Annotated in this window: 18 protein-coding genes; 6 read left to right on the top strand and 12 right to left on the bottom strand. The window is 72.9% G+C overall.

Features of this window, described 5'->3' with window-relative positions; all coding sequences use genetic code 11:
• Window positions 1-33 precede the first annotated feature (33 nt).
• From ABZ783_RS12650 to ABZ783_RS12635, 4 genes are all read right to left on the bottom strand, one after another.
• Window positions 34-1,119 (bottom strand): hypothetical protein, encoded by a 1,086-nt coding sequence (locus tag ABZ783_RS12650; protein ID WP_357436773.1) that lies wholly within the window; start codon window positions 1,117-1,119, stop codon window positions 34-36.
• Between the two features lie 27 nt (window positions 1,120-1,146).
• Window positions 1,147-1,860: a hypothetical protein gene (locus ABZ783_RS12645; protein ID WP_357436770.1), complete on the bottom strand. Its 714-nt coding sequence runs from the start codon at window positions 1,858-1,860 to the stop codon at window positions 1,147-1,149.
• Window positions 1,853-2,347, bottom strand: a complete 495-nt coding sequence (locus ABZ783_RS12640) for a SigE family RNA polymerase sigma factor (protein WP_357436768.1) — start codon at window positions 2,345-2,347, stop codon at window positions 1,853-1,855. The genes ABZ783_RS12645 and ABZ783_RS12640 overlap by 8 nt, the downstream gene beginning before the upstream one ends.
• Before the next feature lie 97 nt (window positions 2,348-2,444).
• Complete coding sequence (locus ABZ783_RS12635) at window positions 2,445-3,866, bottom strand: MFS transporter (RefSeq protein WP_357436765.1); 1,422 nt, start codon at window positions 3,864-3,866, stop codon at window positions 2,445-2,447.
• Window positions 3,867-4,243: 377 nt separating this feature from the next.
• On the opposite strand from ABZ783_RS12635, the gene ABZ783_RS12630 reads away from it, so the two are divergent.
• The 3 genes from ABZ783_RS12630 (at window position 4,244) to ABZ783_RS12620 (ending at window position 6,036) form a co-directional block, all read left to right on the top strand.
• A complete protein-coding gene (locus ABZ783_RS12630; protein ID WP_357436762.1) occupies window positions 4,244-4,570 on the top strand; it encodes a YciI family protein in 327 nt (108 codons plus the stop codon).
• 5 nt (window positions 4,571-4,575) lie between these two features.
• Entirely contained in the window at window positions 4,576-5,778 is a 1,203-nt protein-coding gene (locus ABZ783_RS12625) for a sigma-70 family RNA polymerase sigma factor (protein ID WP_357436759.1), read from the top strand.
• A gap of 108 nt (window positions 5,779-5,886) precedes the next feature.
• Entirely contained in the window at window positions 5,887-6,036 is a 150-nt protein-coding gene (locus ABZ783_RS12620) for a hypothetical protein (protein ID WP_357436756.1), read from the top strand.
• A 95-nt stretch (window positions 6,037-6,131) separates the two neighbouring features.
• Here ABZ783_RS12620 and ABZ783_RS12615 read toward each other — a convergent pair whose 3' ends face one another.
• The 4 genes from ABZ783_RS12615 to ABZ783_RS12600 form a co-directional block, all read right to left on the bottom strand.
• Complete coding sequence (locus tag ABZ783_RS12615; protein ID WP_357436753.1) at window positions 6,132-7,106, bottom strand: trypsin-like peptidase domain-containing protein; 975 nt, start codon at window positions 7,104-7,106, stop codon at window positions 6,132-6,134.
• Window positions 7,103-7,513 (bottom strand): hypothetical protein, encoded by a 411-nt coding sequence (locus tag ABZ783_RS12610; RefSeq protein ID WP_357436750.1) that lies wholly within the window; start codon window positions 7,511-7,513, stop codon window positions 7,103-7,105. Before ABZ783_RS12610 ends, ABZ783_RS12615 begins: the two co-directional genes overlap by 4 nt.
• A 181-nt stretch (window positions 7,514-7,694) precedes the next feature.
• A complete protein-coding gene (locus ABZ783_RS12605; protein ID WP_357436747.1) occupies window positions 7,695-8,900 on the bottom strand; it encodes an esterase-like activity of phytase family protein in 1,206 nt (401 codons plus the stop codon).
• Window positions 8,901-9,089: 189 nt separating this feature from the next.
• Window positions 9,090-9,794, bottom strand: a complete 705-nt coding sequence (locus ABZ783_RS12600) for a hypothetical protein (protein ID WP_357436744.1) — start codon at window positions 9,792-9,794, stop codon at window positions 9,090-9,092.
• A 218-nt stretch (window positions 9,795-10,012) separates the two neighbouring features.
• On the opposite strand from ABZ783_RS12600, the gene ABZ783_RS12595 reads away from it, so the two are divergent.
• The 3 genes from ABZ783_RS12595 (at window position 10,013) to ABZ783_RS12585 (ending at window position 13,382) form a co-directional block, all read left to right on the top strand.
• Entirely contained in the window at window positions 10,013-11,161 is a 1,149-nt protein-coding gene (locus ABZ783_RS12595) for a histidine kinase (RefSeq protein WP_357436742.1), read from the top strand.
• 10 nt (window positions 11,162-11,171) lie between these two features.
• Window positions 11,172-11,831, top strand: a complete 660-nt coding sequence (locus tag ABZ783_RS12590) for a response regulator transcription factor (protein ID WP_357436739.1) — start codon at window positions 11,172-11,174, stop codon at window positions 11,829-11,831.
• A 156-nt stretch (window positions 11,832-11,987) separates the two neighbouring features.
• Window positions 11,988-13,382 (top strand): hypothetical protein, encoded by a 1,395-nt coding sequence (locus ABZ783_RS12585; RefSeq protein WP_357436736.1) that lies wholly within the window; start codon window positions 11,988-11,990, stop codon window positions 13,380-13,382.
• Between the two features lie 69 nt (window positions 13,383-13,451).
• Here the strand turns inward: ABZ783_RS12585 and ABZ783_RS12580 are convergent, their stop codons facing one another.
• The 4 genes from ABZ783_RS12580 to ABZ783_RS12565 all read right to left on the bottom strand — a co-directional run bounded on the left by ABZ783_RS12580 (window position 13,452) and on the right by ABZ783_RS12565 (window position 16,413).
• Complete coding sequence (locus tag ABZ783_RS12580) at window positions 13,452-14,312, bottom strand: SRPBCC family protein (protein ID WP_357436734.1); 861 nt, start codon at window positions 14,310-14,312, stop codon at window positions 13,452-13,454.
• Complete coding sequence (locus ABZ783_RS12575; RefSeq protein ID WP_357436731.1) at window positions 14,305-14,865, bottom strand: helix-turn-helix domain-containing protein; 561 nt, start codon at window positions 14,863-14,865, stop codon at window positions 14,305-14,307. Before ABZ783_RS12575 ends, ABZ783_RS12580 begins: the two co-directional genes overlap by 8 nt.
• Window positions 14,866-14,944: 79 nt before the next feature.
• Window positions 14,945-15,895: a hypothetical protein gene (locus tag ABZ783_RS12570; RefSeq protein WP_357436728.1), complete on the bottom strand. Its 951-nt coding sequence runs from the start codon at window positions 15,893-15,895 to the stop codon at window positions 14,945-14,947.
• On the bottom strand, window positions 15,892-16,413 hold the full coding sequence (locus tag ABZ783_RS12565) for a SigE family RNA polymerase sigma factor (protein ID WP_357436726.1): 522 nt from the start codon (window positions 16,411-16,413) through the stop codon (window positions 15,892-15,894). Before ABZ783_RS12565 ends, ABZ783_RS12570 begins: the two co-directional genes overlap by 4 nt.
• Window positions 16,414-16,444 lie beyond the last annotated feature (31 nt).

Below are 16,444 nucleotides of genomic sequence, written 5' to 3'. Positions count from 1 at the left end.
GCGGGACGGGCCGGGCGGGCCGGCGCAGCGTACTCATGCGGCGCCTCCGGCGAGGGCGTCGGCGCGCAGGCGCGCGGCGGCGCGCAGCAGGGCGGCGGCCTCCGCCTGCTCCGGATCCGGGGCGCGCACGCCGTCGGCCAGCGCCAGCACCTCCCCGACGTCGGCGATGCCGCCCAGCGCCTCCCGCACCGGCCGCCCCAGCGCGGTGGTGTGGCCGCGCGCCTCGTGCCGGCAGAAGTACGCCAGCTCACAGGCGGCCAGGCACTCGGGCGCGTAACGGGCGGGCACCCCGGACAGCGCGGCGGTCAGGGCCGCCGGGTCGGCGGTCAGGTCGGCGGTGAAGCCGGCCGGCACGTCGACGAGCAGGTCCTCGATCCGGTCCATCCGGTCGAGTTGGCGACGCAGCACCAGCAGCTGTTTACGGACGTCGAGCAGGCTGGCCACCGGCCGGTTGGCGAAGTCGCGCGGGCAGACCAGCACCACCTCGTGCGACACGAGGTCCGGGTCGTGCCCGGCGGCGGCCAGCAGCTCGCGCAGCGCCAGCACGTAGACGGCGGACTGGATGGCGGCGGCGGAGACCTTCGCCGGGTCGGCCTGACCGTCGATCACCGGGAAGGACTTGATCTCCACCACGTGGAAGCGGCCACCGAGCCGGGCCGCGACCAGGTCCGGTTCCAGGTGCACCCGCCGGCCGGCCACGTCCAGCCCGAGCAGCGGATGGTCGAACAACGCCGGCTCGCCGCCGCCGGTCAGCGCCGCCCGGGACCGCTCGTGCCGGTCCGGCAGGTCCTCGGCCCCACCCAGGTCCGTCCAGGTCGCGCCCGCCGGCACCGGTACGCCCAGCCGCTCCGCGACCAGCCGCAGCAACTCCGCACCACCATCCGCCTTCACCTGGGCCTCGAACGCGTTGCCCCGGGTGATGGCGAAGCGGGACTGGCCGAACCGGGCCGGGAAGCCGATCCGCTCGGCCAGCTTCGGCTTGTCCACCCCGGCGCTGTCCAGCACCGCCCGCCGGGTGCAGCCCGGGTTACCGGTCAACGCGGCGATGGTGCGGGCGTTGTGCCGTCGGGGCGGCACACCGCCCCGGATCTCGGCCAGGCGCTGCGCGGTGTCCGTCACGACAGGCCACGATAGCCGCCCCTCGAATCAGCGCACGGTGAACAGGGTCGTGCCGTCGGCGGCGATCAGGTCCACGCTCCGCACGTCGATGCTCGACCGGGTCTGGGTGTCGGCGCGCAGGATCCAGGTGCGGTTCACCACCGGCGCCTCGACCAGGTCACCGGCGTCGGTGCGCCCGCGCACCCGCACCGCGTTTGCCGGGGCAGGGCCCAGCGCGATGACCCACGCCCCGACCGGCAGGGCGGAGAGCCGCCCGGTCAGACTGCCGTACCGGCAGGAACGAGGCGCGCAGTCCAGCGGATCCTGGCCGGGATCCACCTGCCCCTCGATGAGACGGCGCAGCTTTCCTGAGCGATCGGAGACGCAGTAGGAGTACTGCATGCCGTTCACCGCGGCCGCCGCCCGGCGACCGTCCGGCCATGAAACCGAGTTGAGCAGCCGGTCGCCGTGACCGGACACCGGGCACTGGGCGGCCACCTCGGCTCGCTCGGCGGCGGGCATCCCGGACAGCGGCCGCCCCGGCCCCAGCTCGCCGAACAGCAACCGGCTCACCGGCCCGACGAGGGAGCCGGCGACCAGCGCGCACGCCGCCGCCAGCGCGGCGGCCAGCACCGGCCAGCCGCTACGTGCCGGCCGCCGCTCAGCACGTGCCAGGACGACGCCGACGGGCGGGGTCGGGAAGGTCCGGTCGGCGAGCGCCCGGTCCAGCACCGACCGGGTCCACTGTTCGCGGTCAGACATCGAGCTGCCCCTTCAGGGTCGCGAGTCCACGGTGCAGGAGCGCCTTGACGGTGCCGGGGGCGCAGCCGAGCGCCTCCGCGATCTCCCGCTCCGGCAGATCCAGGTAGTAACGGAGGAAGAGGGCGGCACGCTGGCGGGGGCGTACCCGGCGCAGGGCCGCCCGCACCGCCGGACCGTCCGCCGACGCCGGGGCGTACGGCGGGTCCGGGTCGCGGAACGCGTGGCGGCGTTCCAGCACCCGCCGTCGTACCCAGGAGGTGCACCGGTTCGCGACCGCACGCCGCAGCCACGGCACCGGGGCGCGGACCCGGTCACGGTGCCGGTAGAGCTCCACGAAGGTCTCCTGCACCAGGTCCTCCGCCGCCGCCGCGCTCCCCGTCGTCAGGTACGCGAACCTGACGAGCAGCGGAAACTGCTCCCCGTACACGGTCCTGAACCCGTCCTCGCCCAGCGACACCGGCTCGGCGACCTCCGTCCCTACCGCCATCTCCGCTCCAGTCCCGTCCATGCTCGGACGTCGAAGCTCAGGCGCACGAGTGGTGCGGTTGGTTGCACCGCCCCGGCGGCCGGGGCCACCACCGGCGCTAGACGGCCGGCCCGGTGACCGGCTCCGCTTCGGTCACCGTCTCGGCCGGGCCGACGCGGGCCGCGCCCCGGCGGACCAGCACGGCGACGGTCACCGCGGCGGCCGCCGCCAGCCCGGCCATCGACCACAGCACCACCCGCAGCCCGCCGGTGAAACCCGGGTCGGCGAGCCGCCCGGCGGTGGTGCTGGCCAGCACCGCGCCGACCACGGCGATGGCCACGGTCTCGCTGGTCAGCCGGGCCGTGTTGATCATCCCGGCGCCGGTCGCCGCACGCCCCGGCGCGACGCTGCCGATGGCGATGGCGTCGAGCAGCCCGATGGACAGGCCCACCCCGACCCCGATGGTCAGCAGCGGGCCGGCCAGCGTCGCGGTGTCCGCGTGCGGGCCGAGGACGGTGGCCCAGGCCGCGCCGACGGCGACCACGGCCACCGAGACGACGGTGACCGCGGTGGCCGGGACCAGCCGGGTCAGCGCGCCGCTGAGCAGCGGCAGCACCAGGGTGGGGGCGGTGAGCAGGATCAGCGTGGCGCCGGCCGCGCCGGCGCTGAGCCCGACCACCGTGGTCAGGTACGACGGCAGGTAGACCAGCAGCGGCACCAGCACCGCCACGATGGTGGCCGCCGCCAGACAGATGCCGAGGAACCGGGGGCTGGCCAGCAACGCCAGATCGAACATCGGATCGGTGCGGCGGCGTTCCACCCGGACGAAGGCCACCAGCAGCGCCGCCGCGGCGGCGAACGCCGCGAGGATGACCGGGGCGGCCCAGCCGTACTCGGGGCCCTGCACGAAACCGAAGATGAGCAGCAGCAGCGCGGCGGTGAACGACACGGTGCCGGGCCAGTCGACCCGCCCGGGGTGCGGCTGGCGGGACTCCGGCAGCAGCGGCACCAGGGCGAGCACCGCGCAGGCGGCCAGGGCCGGCGCGGCGAAGACGGCCCGCCAGCCGAAACCCTCGATGAGCAGCCCGGCGATCGACGGGCCGAAGGCGAGGCCGACGCCGATGGTCGTACCGAACACGCCGAAGGCGCGGGCCTGGGCCCGGCCCTGGAACGTCCCGGCGAGCAGGGCGGACGCGCTGGTCGCGGCGGCCGCCGCGCCGACCCCTGCGAGGGCGCGGGCGACGTCGAGCAGCAGGATGCTGTCGGCGACCGAGGCGAGCAGCCCGCCGGCGGCAAAGGCCGCGACGCCGATGGCGTAGACCCGGCGGCGGCCGAACAGGTCGGCGAGCGCACCGGTGGCGAGCATGAAGCTGGCAAACGTGGCGTTGTAGCCGTTCACCACCCACTGCACGCCGGCCAGCCCGGCGTCCAAATCCCGGCCGATGTCGGGCAGCGCGACGGACGCGCCGGTCAGCGAGACCGGTAGCGCGAGGGTGGACAGCAGGACGGCCACCAGCACGACAGCCGGATGATGGCGCAAGGATTCTCCCCGTTCGGACGACCGTCCCAGCGTATTCGCGCACGTGGAAACAGATCCGCGACGGGGTGGAAGATCACAGCTCAGCGGCCGGAGGCGCGGTTCCCGGGCGAGCGGGGCGACCGGGCACCGGCGAGCGGCCGGCTGCGACGCCGGTGCCGGCGGCCGAGCGTGCACGGCTGGCGGGTGACAATGTGGCAGCCGTCCTCGACAACGCCGGACCGGTCAACTCTGGCCTGGGGCCCGAAGATGAAGAACATCGCCCAACAGTACCCCGGCTCGGCCCGGAAATCACCCACGAATTTCTTCGCCCGCGGCTGTCCGGATGCGCGGCCCGCGTTCGTCAGGCTGGATGGAAGCACGACCGGAGGAGAGAAACGATGAAGTACATGATGCTCGTCTGCACCGACACCGAGCCGGACAAGGACCCCAGCGCCGCGCCCGACATCGAGCAGTGGGTGGCCGAGCGGGACGCCAACGGCCAGCGCGTGACGGGCAGCCGCTTCGCGCCGCCGTCGGCGGCCACCACCGTCCGGGTCCGCGACGGGGAACTGCTGCTCACCGACGGCCCGTTCGCCGAGACCAAGGAGGTGATCGTCGGCTTCGACCTGCTGGAGTGCGCCGACCTGGACGAGGCGGTCGAGGTGGCCCGCGCCCACCCGATGGCGTACGCCGGCCGGATCGAGCTGCGCCCCCTCGTGGACTGACGCCGGTGACCGACGCGGCCGGGGCGGTCGCCGCAGCGGGTGCCGAGGCGTACCCGCGGATCGTGGCCGCCCTGATCCGCGTAACCGGCGACTGGACCCTCGCCGAGGACTGCGCCCAGGAGGCGCTCGCCGCGGCGCTGGAACGGTGGCCGCGCGACGGCGTACCCGGAAATCCGGGCGGCTGGCTGATGACCACCGCCCGGAACCGGGCCGTGGACGTGCTGCGCCGGGCCGCCGTGGAACGCCGCAAGCTGCGCGAGCTGGCGCTGCTCACCGACCCCGAGCCGACGCCACCGGAAGGGGACGTGGTGGACGACCGGTTGCGGCTCATCTTCACCTGCTGCCACCCGGCGCTGGCCCTGCCGGACCGGGTCGCGCTGACCCTGCGCACGATCGCCGGAGTGCCCACCGCCCACATCGCCCGCGCCTTCCTGGTCAGCGAGTCCGCCATGGCCCGCCGGCTCACCCGGGCCAAGACCCGAATCGCGACGGCCGGCGTCCCGTACCGGGTACCGACCGGGCCCGCGCTGGTCGAGCGGCTGCCCGGCGTGCTGGCCGTGCTCTACCTGCTGTTCACCCGGGGGTACGACGCCGACGGCGAGCCGGCCTTCGCGGCTGAGGCCATCCGGCTGGCCCGGCTGCTGCACGAGTTGCTGCCGGAGGAGCCTGAGGTGGCCGGGCTGCTCGCACTGTTCCTGCTGCACCACTCCCGCCGCGCCGCCCGCCGCGACCCGGCCGGCGACCTGCTCACCCTCGACGAGCAGGACCGGTCCCGGTGGGACCAGGACGCCATCGCCGAGGGCGTGGCGCTGCTGGACAGCGCCGGTCACGGACCGTACGCCCTGCAGGCCCGGATCGCCGCCTGCCACGCCACCGCCCGCACCGCCGCCGACACCGACTGGCCCGCCATCGCCAGCTGGTACGACCACCTGGTCCGGCTGGGCCCCACCCCGGTGGTCCGGCTCAACCGGGCGGTCGCCCACGGCTACGCGTACGGTCCGACGGCCGGGCTGGCGCTGCTCGCCGAGGCCCGCGCCGGCGGGGTGCTGGACAACTACCCGCCGGCGCTGGCCGCCGAGGCCGAGCTGACCGCCCGGCACGGCGACCGGGACCGCGCCGCGGCGCTGTTCCGAGCGGCAGCCGACGCGGTGCGCTCCGAGCCGGAACAGCGGGCGCTGCTGCGGCGCGCGGCCGACGTGAGCCGCTGAGAAACCTCGACGGGTGCCGCCGAACCGGGTACGCCAGGCGGTGGGCGATTTCGCGGCACCCGTTTACTACCCGGTTTGCACAGGTCACACGTGGGTACGCAGCGCCCCATGATCGCACTGCTCGTTGCCCTGTTGCTGGTGTGGTTGGTTCTGGTGGTCGTCGGGCTCGCGGTGAAGGGCCTGTTCTGGCTGTTCGTGGTCGGGGTGATCCTGTTCGTCGCGACCGCCATCGTCGGCTGGGTTCGCAGGCGAGTATGAGCCCGCTGCCGGCCCGGGCCGGGCTTGAGCCGCTGCCGAACGCACTGTCGGCCTTGTAGGGACAGATCAGATGGGGCTGGCGGGTACTGGACGGGTCAGTGCCCGGCCGTGAGCCGATCGACCACTGTGCGGACGATGTCGATCGGGATGGCGAAGCCGAGCCCGATGCTGCCGGCGTCCTGGCCGGTGGTGGCGATGGCGACGTTGATGCCGACGACCCGCCCGGCGGTGTCGACCAGCGCGCCGCCGGAGTTGCCGTGGTTGATCGCCGCGTCGGTCTGAATGAGGCCGCTCAGGTCGTCCACCGACCGGTTCAGCGCGGAGACGATCCCCGAGGTCACCGTGTTCTGCAGGCCGAGCGGGCTGCCGAAGGCCAGCACCGGGTCGCCGACGGTCAGCGCGGAGTCGCTGCCGAGTGTCGCCGCAGTCAGCCCGCTGAGGCCGTCGGCCCGCAGCAGCGCGATGTCCGCGCTGGTGTCCTGGCCGACGAGGACAGCCGGGGCGGTACGTCCGTCGGACAGCTGAACGCTCAGCTGACCGCCGGAGGCGATCACGTGGGCGTTCGTCAGAATCAGCCCGTCCGCGTCGAGGATGACACCGGAGCCGAGGCTGGTGCCGGTGTTCGCGGCGGCGGTGACGGTGACGATGCTCGGCGACACCCTGGCGACCACCCCGGCGAGGGAGTCGATCGCGGCGCCGGCCGGGGTCACGCGTATCGCGGTGGCGGTCGTGCCGTCGGCCAGCAGCCGGTCGGTGACCAGCGCGCCGGACGCGCCGCCGCCCAGCATCAGCACGAGCGCGACGCCGGCCGCCACGACCCGACCACGCCGCCGGTACGGGCGGGTGCCCGTGGGCGTGGTGTGCGGTGGTGGGGCCGGGGTTCCGGGGGACCGCGGTGGCTCGGTGGGCGGCCATCCGGAGCCGGGGCCGCCGTCCGAGCTGGGCCGGGTGGCTGTCGCGGGCGTCGGCAGATCGACCGGGGCAGGCGGGGTGGCGGTTGCCGGTGCCGGCGTGCCGGCCGGAGCGGGAGCGGTGGGCGCGACGCCGGTGCGGTTCAACGTGTCGGTCATCGGGTCACCGCCAGCCGCTCGGTGCCGGCGAGGACGGCGGTCCGCTCGACCGCCGGTGACGGCGGCCGGCTCGCTCGGCGGTGACAGGCGACGAGGTGGCCGGCCAGGATGGCGGTCGACCCGGCCCGTACGCAGACGTCGGCCCCGGCCTGGAGGATGTCGGCGATGGCCGACGCGGCGGCGTCGTGGTCGACGAGGACCGCGAGGGTGCACCCGGCCGGCAACCGGCGGTGGGTTGGCCCGATGGTGTCCACCTGCGGGCAGATCAGCAGCACCAGGTCGCCGGGCCGCACGCAGTCGATGCTGGGGGCGGGCAGCACCCGCCAGGCGGTCGGCAGTTGACGGGCGAGCCCGGTGACCTGGGTGGGGTCGCCGAGGACGGCGACGGTGGGGGCGGCGCGGTGCATGACTTCTCCTCGGCTCGGTGATGCACCCACCGTCGCTCGGAGATCTGAAGCCGACTTGTGCCCTTCCTGTGGAAATCCGGTGTGCCGTGGCCGGGGGCGAACCGCTGCGGTCGCTTCCGCCCGTCCCGGATGAGCAGAAAGGGTGGGCAGCGAACCGCCCACCCTTCTCGCGAGCGTGTGGTTACCGGACTACCCGCGGGTCGGCGTGCAGGCGGTCGGTGAGGCGGATGGTGATGAACTCGTTGTTGTCGGGCCGGCCGGGGTTCCGGCCGGACGAGAACGGGAAGTTGTTGTCGTTGAGGACGGCGAGCGTCCGGTCGTCGAGGATCACCACGTCCTCGATGGTCGTGAACGGGAACCGGAACGTCTCACCGGAGCCGCCCAGCCGGCGCGGGTCGGCGATGTCGAGCAGGTCGGCCACGAGGGTCTTGTCCAGCCGTCCGTCGCGGTCGCGGTCGCGCTTGTCGGCCAGGTAGATCTTCTTGACCTTGGCCGCGTCGCCCTCCGCGCCGTCCCGCTCGATGACGAGCAGCCGGTTCTGGTCGACGCTGATCGCGTCGCCGATGGCGTGGCTGGGCGCGTCGAGCTGGTAGATCCACCGCCGGCCGGTGTAGGCACCGGCCGCCAGGTCGAACTCGTTGAGCCGCAGCGCACCCGCCGGGTCACCGGCCACCGTTCCCTCGAGCAGCGGGAACAGCGTCCTGCCATCGGGCGACAGGGCCATGCCCTCGAAGCCCTTGCTGCTGCCGAGGTTGGGCGAGCCGGCGGGGTTTTCCGGGGCCCGCACGCCGGGCAGCGGGATCGGTGCCTGCAGCAGCCGGCCTACCCGATCCACGTGCAGCAGGTACGGCCCGAACTCGTCGCCGATCCAGTAGGACCCGTCGGCGACCCGCACCATCGACTCGATATCGAAGTCGGCGCCGGTGAGTACCCGGTCGGCGCGGGTCAGCGGGAACGGGACCAGGGCGTTCGGGTCGGTGAGGTTGATCCCGCCGACCACGTCGACCTTGCCGGTAGAAATGTCGGGCACGATGCGGTGGATCCGCAGGACGAAGTCGCCGCTGTTGGCCTTGTTGCCGTAGCCGTTGTCGGACAGCGCGTCGAACGTTCCGTCCGCGTTGCGCAGGATTCCGCTGAATCCCTGCACCGGCTGGTCGGCGAAGGGCGGGGTGACGCCGTTGATCGGTGCGGTACCGAGCAGCGAGCCGGACGGCTCGCTGGCCGGCACGAACGTCTCGGCGGGCAGGGCGGCGAACCCGGTGAGGGTCGCCCGGCCGAACTGGTCGCGGGGAGCGGCACTGGCCACGGTGGACGAGGGCGCCACGACCGTGACCGCGAGCGCGCTGGCGGTCAGGCCGATGGCGGCGCGTCGTACGAGGGGTGTCATGGGCGGGACGCTAGGCCCCATGGTTGAACCGGGGTTGAACCCGGGACCAGCGTCAGACCAATCCGCGAATGCGCCGGGCCCCGGGCAGACGAGCCACTCGTGGCGTCTGCTCGGGGCCTTCCGCTTTTCCGGCTTGCCGGCCGTCCGGCGCCCGCTACGGCTCGCCGCCGACGTGCGCCGGGCCCGCGATCAGGCGACGCTCCCCCGTTCGCGTCCGGCGATGCGGACGCCGGCGACTACCAGGGGCAGCAACAGCAGGGAGAACACCGCACCCAGGACGAGGGTCAGGTGCACCGGGATGAACATGACGGCCGCGAACGTGCCCACGAACGCGAACGTCAACCACCAGCCCACCACGCCGGCGCGGGCCAGGCCGACGCAGATCAGCAGCAGCCCGAGTTGGGCGAACATGCTCGTTCCGCGCCACAGCGGCATGAGGCTGGCGCCGTCGACGGCGTCGGAGATCCGGACGGCGACCTCCAGCGGCAGGCGCTGGCCGATCTCCATCCGCCACCAGTCGTCCTTCACGGCGCCGGAGATGTTGAGCAGGCTGACGGCGGCGAGCAGCGTGCCGACCAGGGTGATTGCCCGTCCTCGCGCGCCGCGGACCAGTCCGGGCACCGCGAGCAGGCCCAGCGCGCTGATCAGCGTGCCGTAGTGCAGCAGGATCGCGGAGAGTTGGGTCTGCCCGCTGTCGCGGGCGAGTGAGGTCACGTAGTCGGCGGTCGATTCGCTGGCCTGCGGCGGGCAGGTGAGCATTCCGGCGAGGAAGAGGACCGGGCCGCCGATGAGCGCGCCCGCGCCGAGGCGGCGCAGTGTCGTCCGGCCGCGGGCATCGGCGCGGGTGTCCGTCGGGTCGGTGGTCGGGCCGGCGCTGTCGATGTTGCTGATCATCGTCACTCCCTGTCGCGGGCCGCCCTCGTGGCGGGCCGTGTCGGGTGATGACGATGCCGGGCAGCGGTGGTCAGGCGCGTCCGTCGCGGCGCACTGATCGGGGCCGCTCACCAGCGGAGGTACGCCCGCACGGCACACACCGAACGGTGGACCTGGAGCCGGTCGGGGTCCTCCGCACGGCGGACGGCAGCGGCGGATCGGCGACCTACAGTGCCACCATGACGCTCGCCCAGCTGCGCGATCCCGGCCTCATCCCGTTCGTCCTGGGGCCGCTGATCGGCGTGCTCGCGGTCGTGGAGACCACCCTGGATCCGTTCTTCGGGGACGCCGCGGTCGCCACCTGGGTGTCGGGCGTGCTGCTCGGCGGCGGGATCGTCCTGGCGCGGTGGTTCCCGCTCACCGGCACGCTGCTCGCCGCCGGATGCTACCCGGTTGGAGCGCTGCTCGGCGCGAAGGGCCCGGGCGGTGCGGCCATGATCGGGCTGATCGGTGTGGTCGGCTGGGTCGGTTGGCGGGAGCCGCCACGACGGTCGCCACTCGCCCTCGGCACCGGGGCCGTCGCGCTCGCCCTCACCTCGGTGGTCACCGGCAAACCGTCGTGGGAGCTGCTGTTCGTCCCGGCGATCCTGCTGCCGGGCTGGTTTCTGGGGCTGCTCGCCCGCGCCAACGCCGCCCGCGCGGCCCAGCTCGCGGAGTTGGCCGCGGCGTTGGAGGCCGAACGCGAGGCGAACGCGCAGGCGGCGGTGGTACAGGAGCGGGCGCGCATCGCGCGGGAGGTCCACGACGCGGTCGCCCACTCGGTCAGCGTGATGACGTTGCAGTTGGGTGGGCTACGCCGGCAGCTCGCGGATCGCCCGGAACAGCAGGAGATCGTGTTGGGGCTCGAACGCCTCGGCCGGCAGTCCGTGGAGGAGATGCGCGGGTTGGTGGGCATCCTGCGCGAGAGCGGTACGGCCGGGGCCGCCGCCCCGCAGCCCACGCTGGAGCGGGCCGACGCCCTGCTGGCCGAGGTGACGCGGGCGGGCCTGCCGGTGCGGCTGCGGGTGGAGGGCGAGACGGTGCCCCTGCCCCGCACCCTCGACACCTCGGCCTACCGGGTGCTGCAGGAGGCGATGACGAACGTGCTGCGCCACGCCGGTTCCGTACCGACGGTGGTGACGATCTCGTACGCCCGGGACGGGGTCTCCGTGGCCGTCGTCAACGAGCGCGGTGAGGTTCGGCCGGTTCCCGCTTCCCGTGGCCGGGGCGGGCACGGCCTGGTGGGGATGCGCGAGCGGGTGGCGCTGTTCGGCGGGTCGTTCGACGCGGGGCCGCTGCCGGACGGCGGGTACGCGGTGCGGGCCCACTTCGCGATGCCGGGCCGGTAGGGGGTCGATCATGAGTGTTTCAGTGGTGCTGGTCGACGATGAGGCGATGGTCCGGGTCGGCCTGCGGATGGTGCTCAGCGGCGAGCCCGACATCACGGTGGTGGGCGAGGCGTCCGACGGCGACCAGGCGGTCGACCTGGTCACCCGTACGCGGCCGGACGTGGTGCTGATGGACATCCGGATGCAGCGCGTGGATGGTCTGGAAGCCTCGCGCCGACTGCTCGCGGCGGCACCGGACACGAAGATCATCATCCTGACCACCTTCGACGAGGACGAGCACGTGGCGGCGGCGCTCCGGGCGGGCGTGAGTGGATTCCTGCTCAAGATCTCGCCGCCGGAGCAGCTCGTCGACGCGGTCCGGTTGGTGGCGGCCGGGCGCGGGCTGCTCGATCCGGCGGTCACCCTGCGGGTGATCCGCGGCTTCGCCGCGCAGCCGGAACCGGTCCCCCGTTCCCGCGAGCTCGACCAGCTCACCGTGCGCGAGGTCGACGTGCTCCGCCTCGTCGCGGAGGGGCTCACCAACGCCGAGATCGGGGGTCGGCTGTTCCTCGGCGAGGCCACCGTCAAGACCCACCTCTCGCGGGTGCTCATGAAGCTCAACCTGCGCACCCGGGTGCAGGCCGTGGTCTACGCGTACCAGCATGGCCTGGTCCGACCGGGAGGGCGGTGAACTGGACAAACAGCCAGCAAGCCGCCCCCTGTTCGGGCACGGCATCCGCGTTGTTCACCCGCACGTCAACATTGACCGCCGATCGCTTCACCTCCTGCTCGTAGCGTCGCCGACGCGTCCGCGGATTGCGGACACTCCGCTGGGAGGAACGCAACGATGCACATCTTTTCCAAGCGCCGGCTGTCGGCCGTCGCCATCGCCGGAGCGGCCGTCATGGCCGTCGGCAGCGCAGCGTCGGCGGCGCCGGGCGGGTCGACCGGCCCGAGCAGCAGCGACGCGCCGTACCTGGTCCGGCACACGCCGGGCGTCACGCTGACGTCGCTGCTCACCACCGGCGACTCGGTCGGCGGCTACCGGATGGCCGGCATCCCCGACGGCCTCGGCGCGTACGACAACGGTGACGGCACCTTCACCGTCCTGATGAACCACGAGCTCGCCAACACCGTCGGGGTCGCCCGGGCGCACGGCGGCAAGGGCGCTTTCGTCTCCAAGTGGGTGATCGACAAGAAGACCCTGCGGGTGCTGTCGGGCAGCGACCTGATCCGCAAGGTCTTCCTGTCCCGCAACGGGCAGTACGTCGACACGCCGGGCGCGGTGTTCAACCGGCTCTGCTCGGCCGACCTCGCCGCCCGGACCGCGTTCTTCAACCCGAGCACCGGCAAGGGTTACGACGGCCGGATCTTCACCAACGGCGAGGAGTCGACCGGCGGCCGCGCCTTCGGCCACGTCGTCGAGACCGGCGACTCCTACGAGCTGCCCGCCTTCGGCACCGGGAGCTGGGAGAACATCGTCGCCAACCCGGCCAGCGGCGACAAGACCGTGGCGATGGGCACGAGCGACGGCGGGGCGGGCGAGGTCACGCTCTACGTGGGTGACAAGAAGTCCGTCGGGAACCCGGTGGAGAAGGCCGGCCTCACCGGAGGCAAGAGCTACACCATCTCCGTGCCGGGCATGGCGGTGGAGGACAGCACCACGGCGTGGACCAAGGGTTCCCTGCCCTTCACGCTGTCGTCCACCGGCGGCACGTCGTTCGACCGGCCCGAGGACGGCGCCTGGGACCCGAACAATCCGAACGACTTCTACTTCGCCACCACGGCCAGCATGACCAAGCACAGCCGGCTGTGGCGGCTGTCGTTCGACGACGTGACCGACCCGGCCAAGGGCGGCACCCTCACCATGGTGTTCGAGGGCCCGGCGGACCAGGCCAGCGGCCCGAAGATGATGGACAACATCACCATCAACGACCGCGGGCAGGTGCTCATGCAGGAGGACCCGGGCAACCAGGGCTACCTGGCCGGCGTCTACCAGTACGACATCGCCTCGGGCGCGGTGCGCCGGATCATCGACGAGGACCCGGAGCGCTTCCTGCCCGGCGGCGCGTACTTCGACACCACGGACGAGGAGTCGTCGGGCATCATCCCGGCTCCGTTCCTCGGTGCGGGCAAGTACCTGCTGGACGTGCAGAACCACACCAAGTCCGCGGACCCGGAGCTGGTCGAGAAGGGCCAGCTGTTGGTCCTGAACGTGGCTCCGGGCCAGCCGGTCCGGTAGTAACCGCACCAGGGACCCGGGCAGACGTCCGCTGCCCGGGTCCCCGCGTTTTCCGGAGCTGGCCGGTGGTCAGCTGGCCGCGCTGCCCGCCGGCTGTTCCTCGCCGAGCCAGATCGGCTGCCAGTCCGGCACCTCGTGGAAGCGGCGCAGCTCCGACAGCCCGGACACCGACCCGCTCCACGCCGCGTACGGGGGGTTGCTCTCGTCGAAGCCGCTCTGCACGAAGGTCAGCTTCGTCTTCCCGCCGGACTCGGCCAGCTCCCAGGTGCTGACGCCGGTCGGTCCCCAGTCGACGGACATCTTGCGGCCCGGCGTCAGGTCGACCACCTTGGCCGCGTACCCGGCCTCGAAGCCGCCCATGGCGTAGCGGCCGCCGACCCAGGGCTCGATGCCGATCGGGAACCCGAACCAGGCGCTGGCCTGCTCGGAATCGGTCAACGAGGTCCACACCCGGTCCATCGGGGCGTCGATCACCAGTTCGCCGCGCAGGTCGGCCGAGGTGAAGTCGGTGCGGGGCAGCAGTGGGCGCCCCTCCAGGTGGGCGTTGAGGTTGGCCAGCGCCAGGCTCCACCAGGTTTGCAGCACGCCCCGGATGGTGCTGCCGTCGAGCGCCTCGCTGAAGACGAAGTGGCTCTGCCGCAGGGTCAGCTCGGTGTGCTCGCCCTGCGGCGCCAGCTCGATCTCGCTGGTGGTCTCCACGCCGCCGAGCAGCCAGGCGAAGCGCAGGGTGTGGTCGTCGGCGTGCAGCAGTCGCTGCTGCGGGGCGTCGCCTTCCGGCGTGAATCGGCCCCAGAACGCGTACCGCTGCGGCAGCTCGACCTCGGCGTGCTCGGCGAACCAGACGCGCAGCTCGGCGGGGTCGGTCAGCGCGCGCCACACGCGGTCGGCCGGTGCGGCGAGCCGGACTCGGATGGTCAGCAGATCAGTCATTGTTGTCGCCCTTCGGGTAGCAGGCCACGGCGAGCTTGAAGGCGTCTCCCTCGGTGCCGCCGTAACGGGTGAACAGGTCCTGCAGCGTCGACTGCAGGTCGTGCAGGAATTCCTGGCGCCGCTCGGCCGGCACCCGGATCTCGCCGGAGACGCCGATGGACGGCAGCTCGGGCGCGGTGCGGTCGAGGGCGGCGATGTCGGCCTGGACCTCTTCCATCAGGTCGAGCAGGTAGCCCAGGCTCAGCTCGTCCTGTGCCCGGCGCGTCCCACCGATCCGTCCGACGAGGCGGGGTGACAGCCAGTACGACCGGGCGACGGCCTGGTAGATGCCCTCGGTGATGCCGCGCACCCGGCGCTCGGACACCTGCTCGGCCAGCCCGGCCGCGACCAGCTGCTTGACGTGGTAGTAGACGCGCTGCGGCGTCTGGCCCAGCAGACCGGCGACCTCGGTGCAGGTGCGGGGCTCGGCGAGGTGCCGCAGCACTTCGATGCGCTGCGGCTTGAGCAGGGCTTCGGCCTGCTCACGCTCTTCCAGGTACAGGACGTCTCTCATGGCAAAATCAGTTTGTACGTACAAAACTTCTTTGTCAATAGGTTCGACGAAGGCCGCGCGGTCCGCGCGGCCTTCGTCGCTACTTGCCCATGACCAGGGCGTCGGCTGGCGCCTCGACCTTCACCGGCAGGCCGTAGTCGGAGAACTCCACCAGCACGTGCAGGTGGTAGGTGTGTTCCGGGCCCCGGGCGTTCCACCGCACCGCGCGGTCGTACGCCACCGTCTTGATCCGGCCGTCCGCGTCGATCGTCACGTCACCGACCATCCTGTCGGCGGCGATCCCCTGGGTCGAATCCTGCGTCGTGACCTCGAAGTGGTAGCCACCGCCGGGATTCTGGGACACCTTGGCGTCGGCCTGCCGCAGCATCCGGAACAGCTGCTGCGGATCCGCCGAGGTGCCCAGCCCGCCGCCCAGCGCGTCGTCATAGTTCAAGCTCGTCTGCCTGCCCTCCGGATACCGAGCCCACACGATCTTTCCGCTGTCGGGGTCGGCGCCGTCCAGGCCGCCGACGTATCGGACGCCATCGACCAGGCGCTCCTGCAGCCAGCCGATCGACATGGGCGGCCGCAGCCCGGTGCTCGGCGACTCCAGGTAGCCGGTGGCGGTCGCCGGATCGAACGCGCCCTTCGTCACCCAGGTCCTGGCCACCGGCTCGGGCAACTCGCCCCTCGGCGGGACCTTGTCCCTGCTGGTGGTGGTGAACTTCACCCGGTAACTGATGTTCTCGCTGGCCGCCGCGGCGGCGGCCAGCCGCAACTGCGGCGACTTCGGGCTCGCCGCCGCCGTGGGCCGCTCGGCGACCGGCCCGGGCGAGCCTCCCAGGCCGCCGGGAGCACCGGCGCCGACGGTCAGGGCCACGGCAACCGCCCCGGTCACCCCGACCAGCCCGGCCGCGTACGCGGTGCGGTGCAGGGCGATGCGCCGCCGGTGGCGGCGGGTCGCGTCCCCCAGCACGTCACGGGTAAACGCCAGCCCGGCGACCTCGTCCCGCATGCCGTCGATCAACCGATCTTCAACATCAGTGGTCATCTGCCTGCTCCGTTCAATCCTGCGTCTTCGAGAACCCAGTGGGCCGTGAGCTCACGTAGCCGGGCCAGCCCCCGGGAGGCGGTCGACTTGACGGTGCCGACCGAGCAGCCGAGCACCTCGGCGGCTTCTGCTTCGCTGAGCTGCTCCCAGTAACGGAGCACCAGCACGGCCCGCTGCCGGGGCGGCAGCAGGGCCAACGCCTGGATGAGTGCATGCCGGAGGTGCAGGGTCTCGGTACCGTCGGCCTGGCCCGGCGGCTCGATCTCGGTCAGCACCTCCGGCCGGCGCCGGCGCAACCGCCACCGGTCGACCGCGAGGTGGTACAGCGTGCGACGCAGGTATCCCTCCTTGTCGCTGTGCACCCGGCTCCAGTTCCGCATCAGCCGCTCCAGCGCCGCCTGCACCAGGTCCTCCCCGGCGGCCCGGCTACCGGTCAGCAGCACCGCCGTCGCGAGTAGGGCACTGCCGCGTTCGGCGACGAGGACGTCCAGCCCCTCGAAGCGTTTCTTCCGCCGCACCGGCTCTCCTTTCGTCGCCACCAAGGACGAC

This window comes from Micromonospora sp. NPDC047738 (assembly GCF_040642675.1).
GTDB lineage: Bacteria > Actinomycetota > Actinomycetes > Mycobacteriales > Micromonosporaceae > Micromonospora.
This window is presented reverse-complemented; position numbering and strand designations above follow the sequence as displayed.

Coding starts and splice junctions, on each gene's coding strand:
- ABZ783_RS12575 (WP_357436731.1), bottom strand. CDS start 14,865: ATGAGAGACGTCCTGTACCTGGAAGAGCGTGAGCAGGCCGAAGCCCTG.
- ABZ783_RS12600 (WP_357436744.1), bottom strand. CDS start 9,794: ATGATCAGCAACATCGACAGCGCCGGCCCGACCACCGACCCGACGGAC.
- ABZ783_RS12645 (WP_357436770.1), bottom strand. CDS start 1,860: ATGTCTGACCGCGAACAGTGGACCCGGTCGGTGCTGGACCGGGCGCTC.
- ABZ783_RS12610 (WP_357436750.1), bottom strand. CDS start 7,513: ATGCACCGCGCCGCCCCCACCGTCGCCGTCCTCGGCGACCCCACCCAG.
- ABZ783_RS12570 (WP_357436728.1), bottom strand. CDS start 15,895: ATGACCACTGATGTTGAAGATCGGTTGATCGACGGCATGCGGGACGAG.
- ABZ783_RS12585 (WP_357436736.1), top strand. CDS start 11,988: ATGCACATCTTTTCCAAGCGCCGGCTGTCGGCCGTCGCCATCGCCGGA.
- ABZ783_RS12640 (WP_357436768.1), bottom strand. CDS start 2,347: ATGGCGGTAGGGACGGAGGTCGCCGAGCCGGTGTCGCTGGGCGAGGAC.
- ABZ783_RS12630 (WP_357436762.1), top strand. CDS start 4,244: ATGAAGTACATGATGCTCGTCTGCACCGACACCGAGCCGGACAAGGAC.
- ABZ783_RS12620 (WP_357436756.1), top strand. CDS start 5,887: ATGATCGCACTGCTCGTTGCCCTGTTGCTGGTGTGGTTGGTTCTGGTG.
- ABZ783_RS12590 (WP_357436739.1), top strand. CDS start 11,172: ATGAGTGTTTCAGTGGTGCTGGTCGACGATGAGGCGATGGTCCGGGTC.
- ABZ783_RS12605 (WP_357436747.1), bottom strand. CDS start 8,900: ATGACACCCCTCGTACGACGCGCCGCCATCGGCCTGACCGCCAGCGCG.
- ABZ783_RS12615 (WP_357436753.1), bottom strand. CDS start 7,106: ATGACCGACACGTTGAACCGCACCGGCGTCGCGCCCACCGCTCCCGCT.
- ABZ783_RS12595 (WP_357436742.1), top strand. CDS start 10,013: ATGACGCTCGCCCAGCTGCGCGATCCCGGCCTCATCCCGTTCGTCCTG.
- ABZ783_RS12580 (WP_357436734.1), bottom strand. CDS start 14,312: ATGACTGATCTGCTGACCATCCGAGTCCGGCTCGCCGCACCGGCCGAC.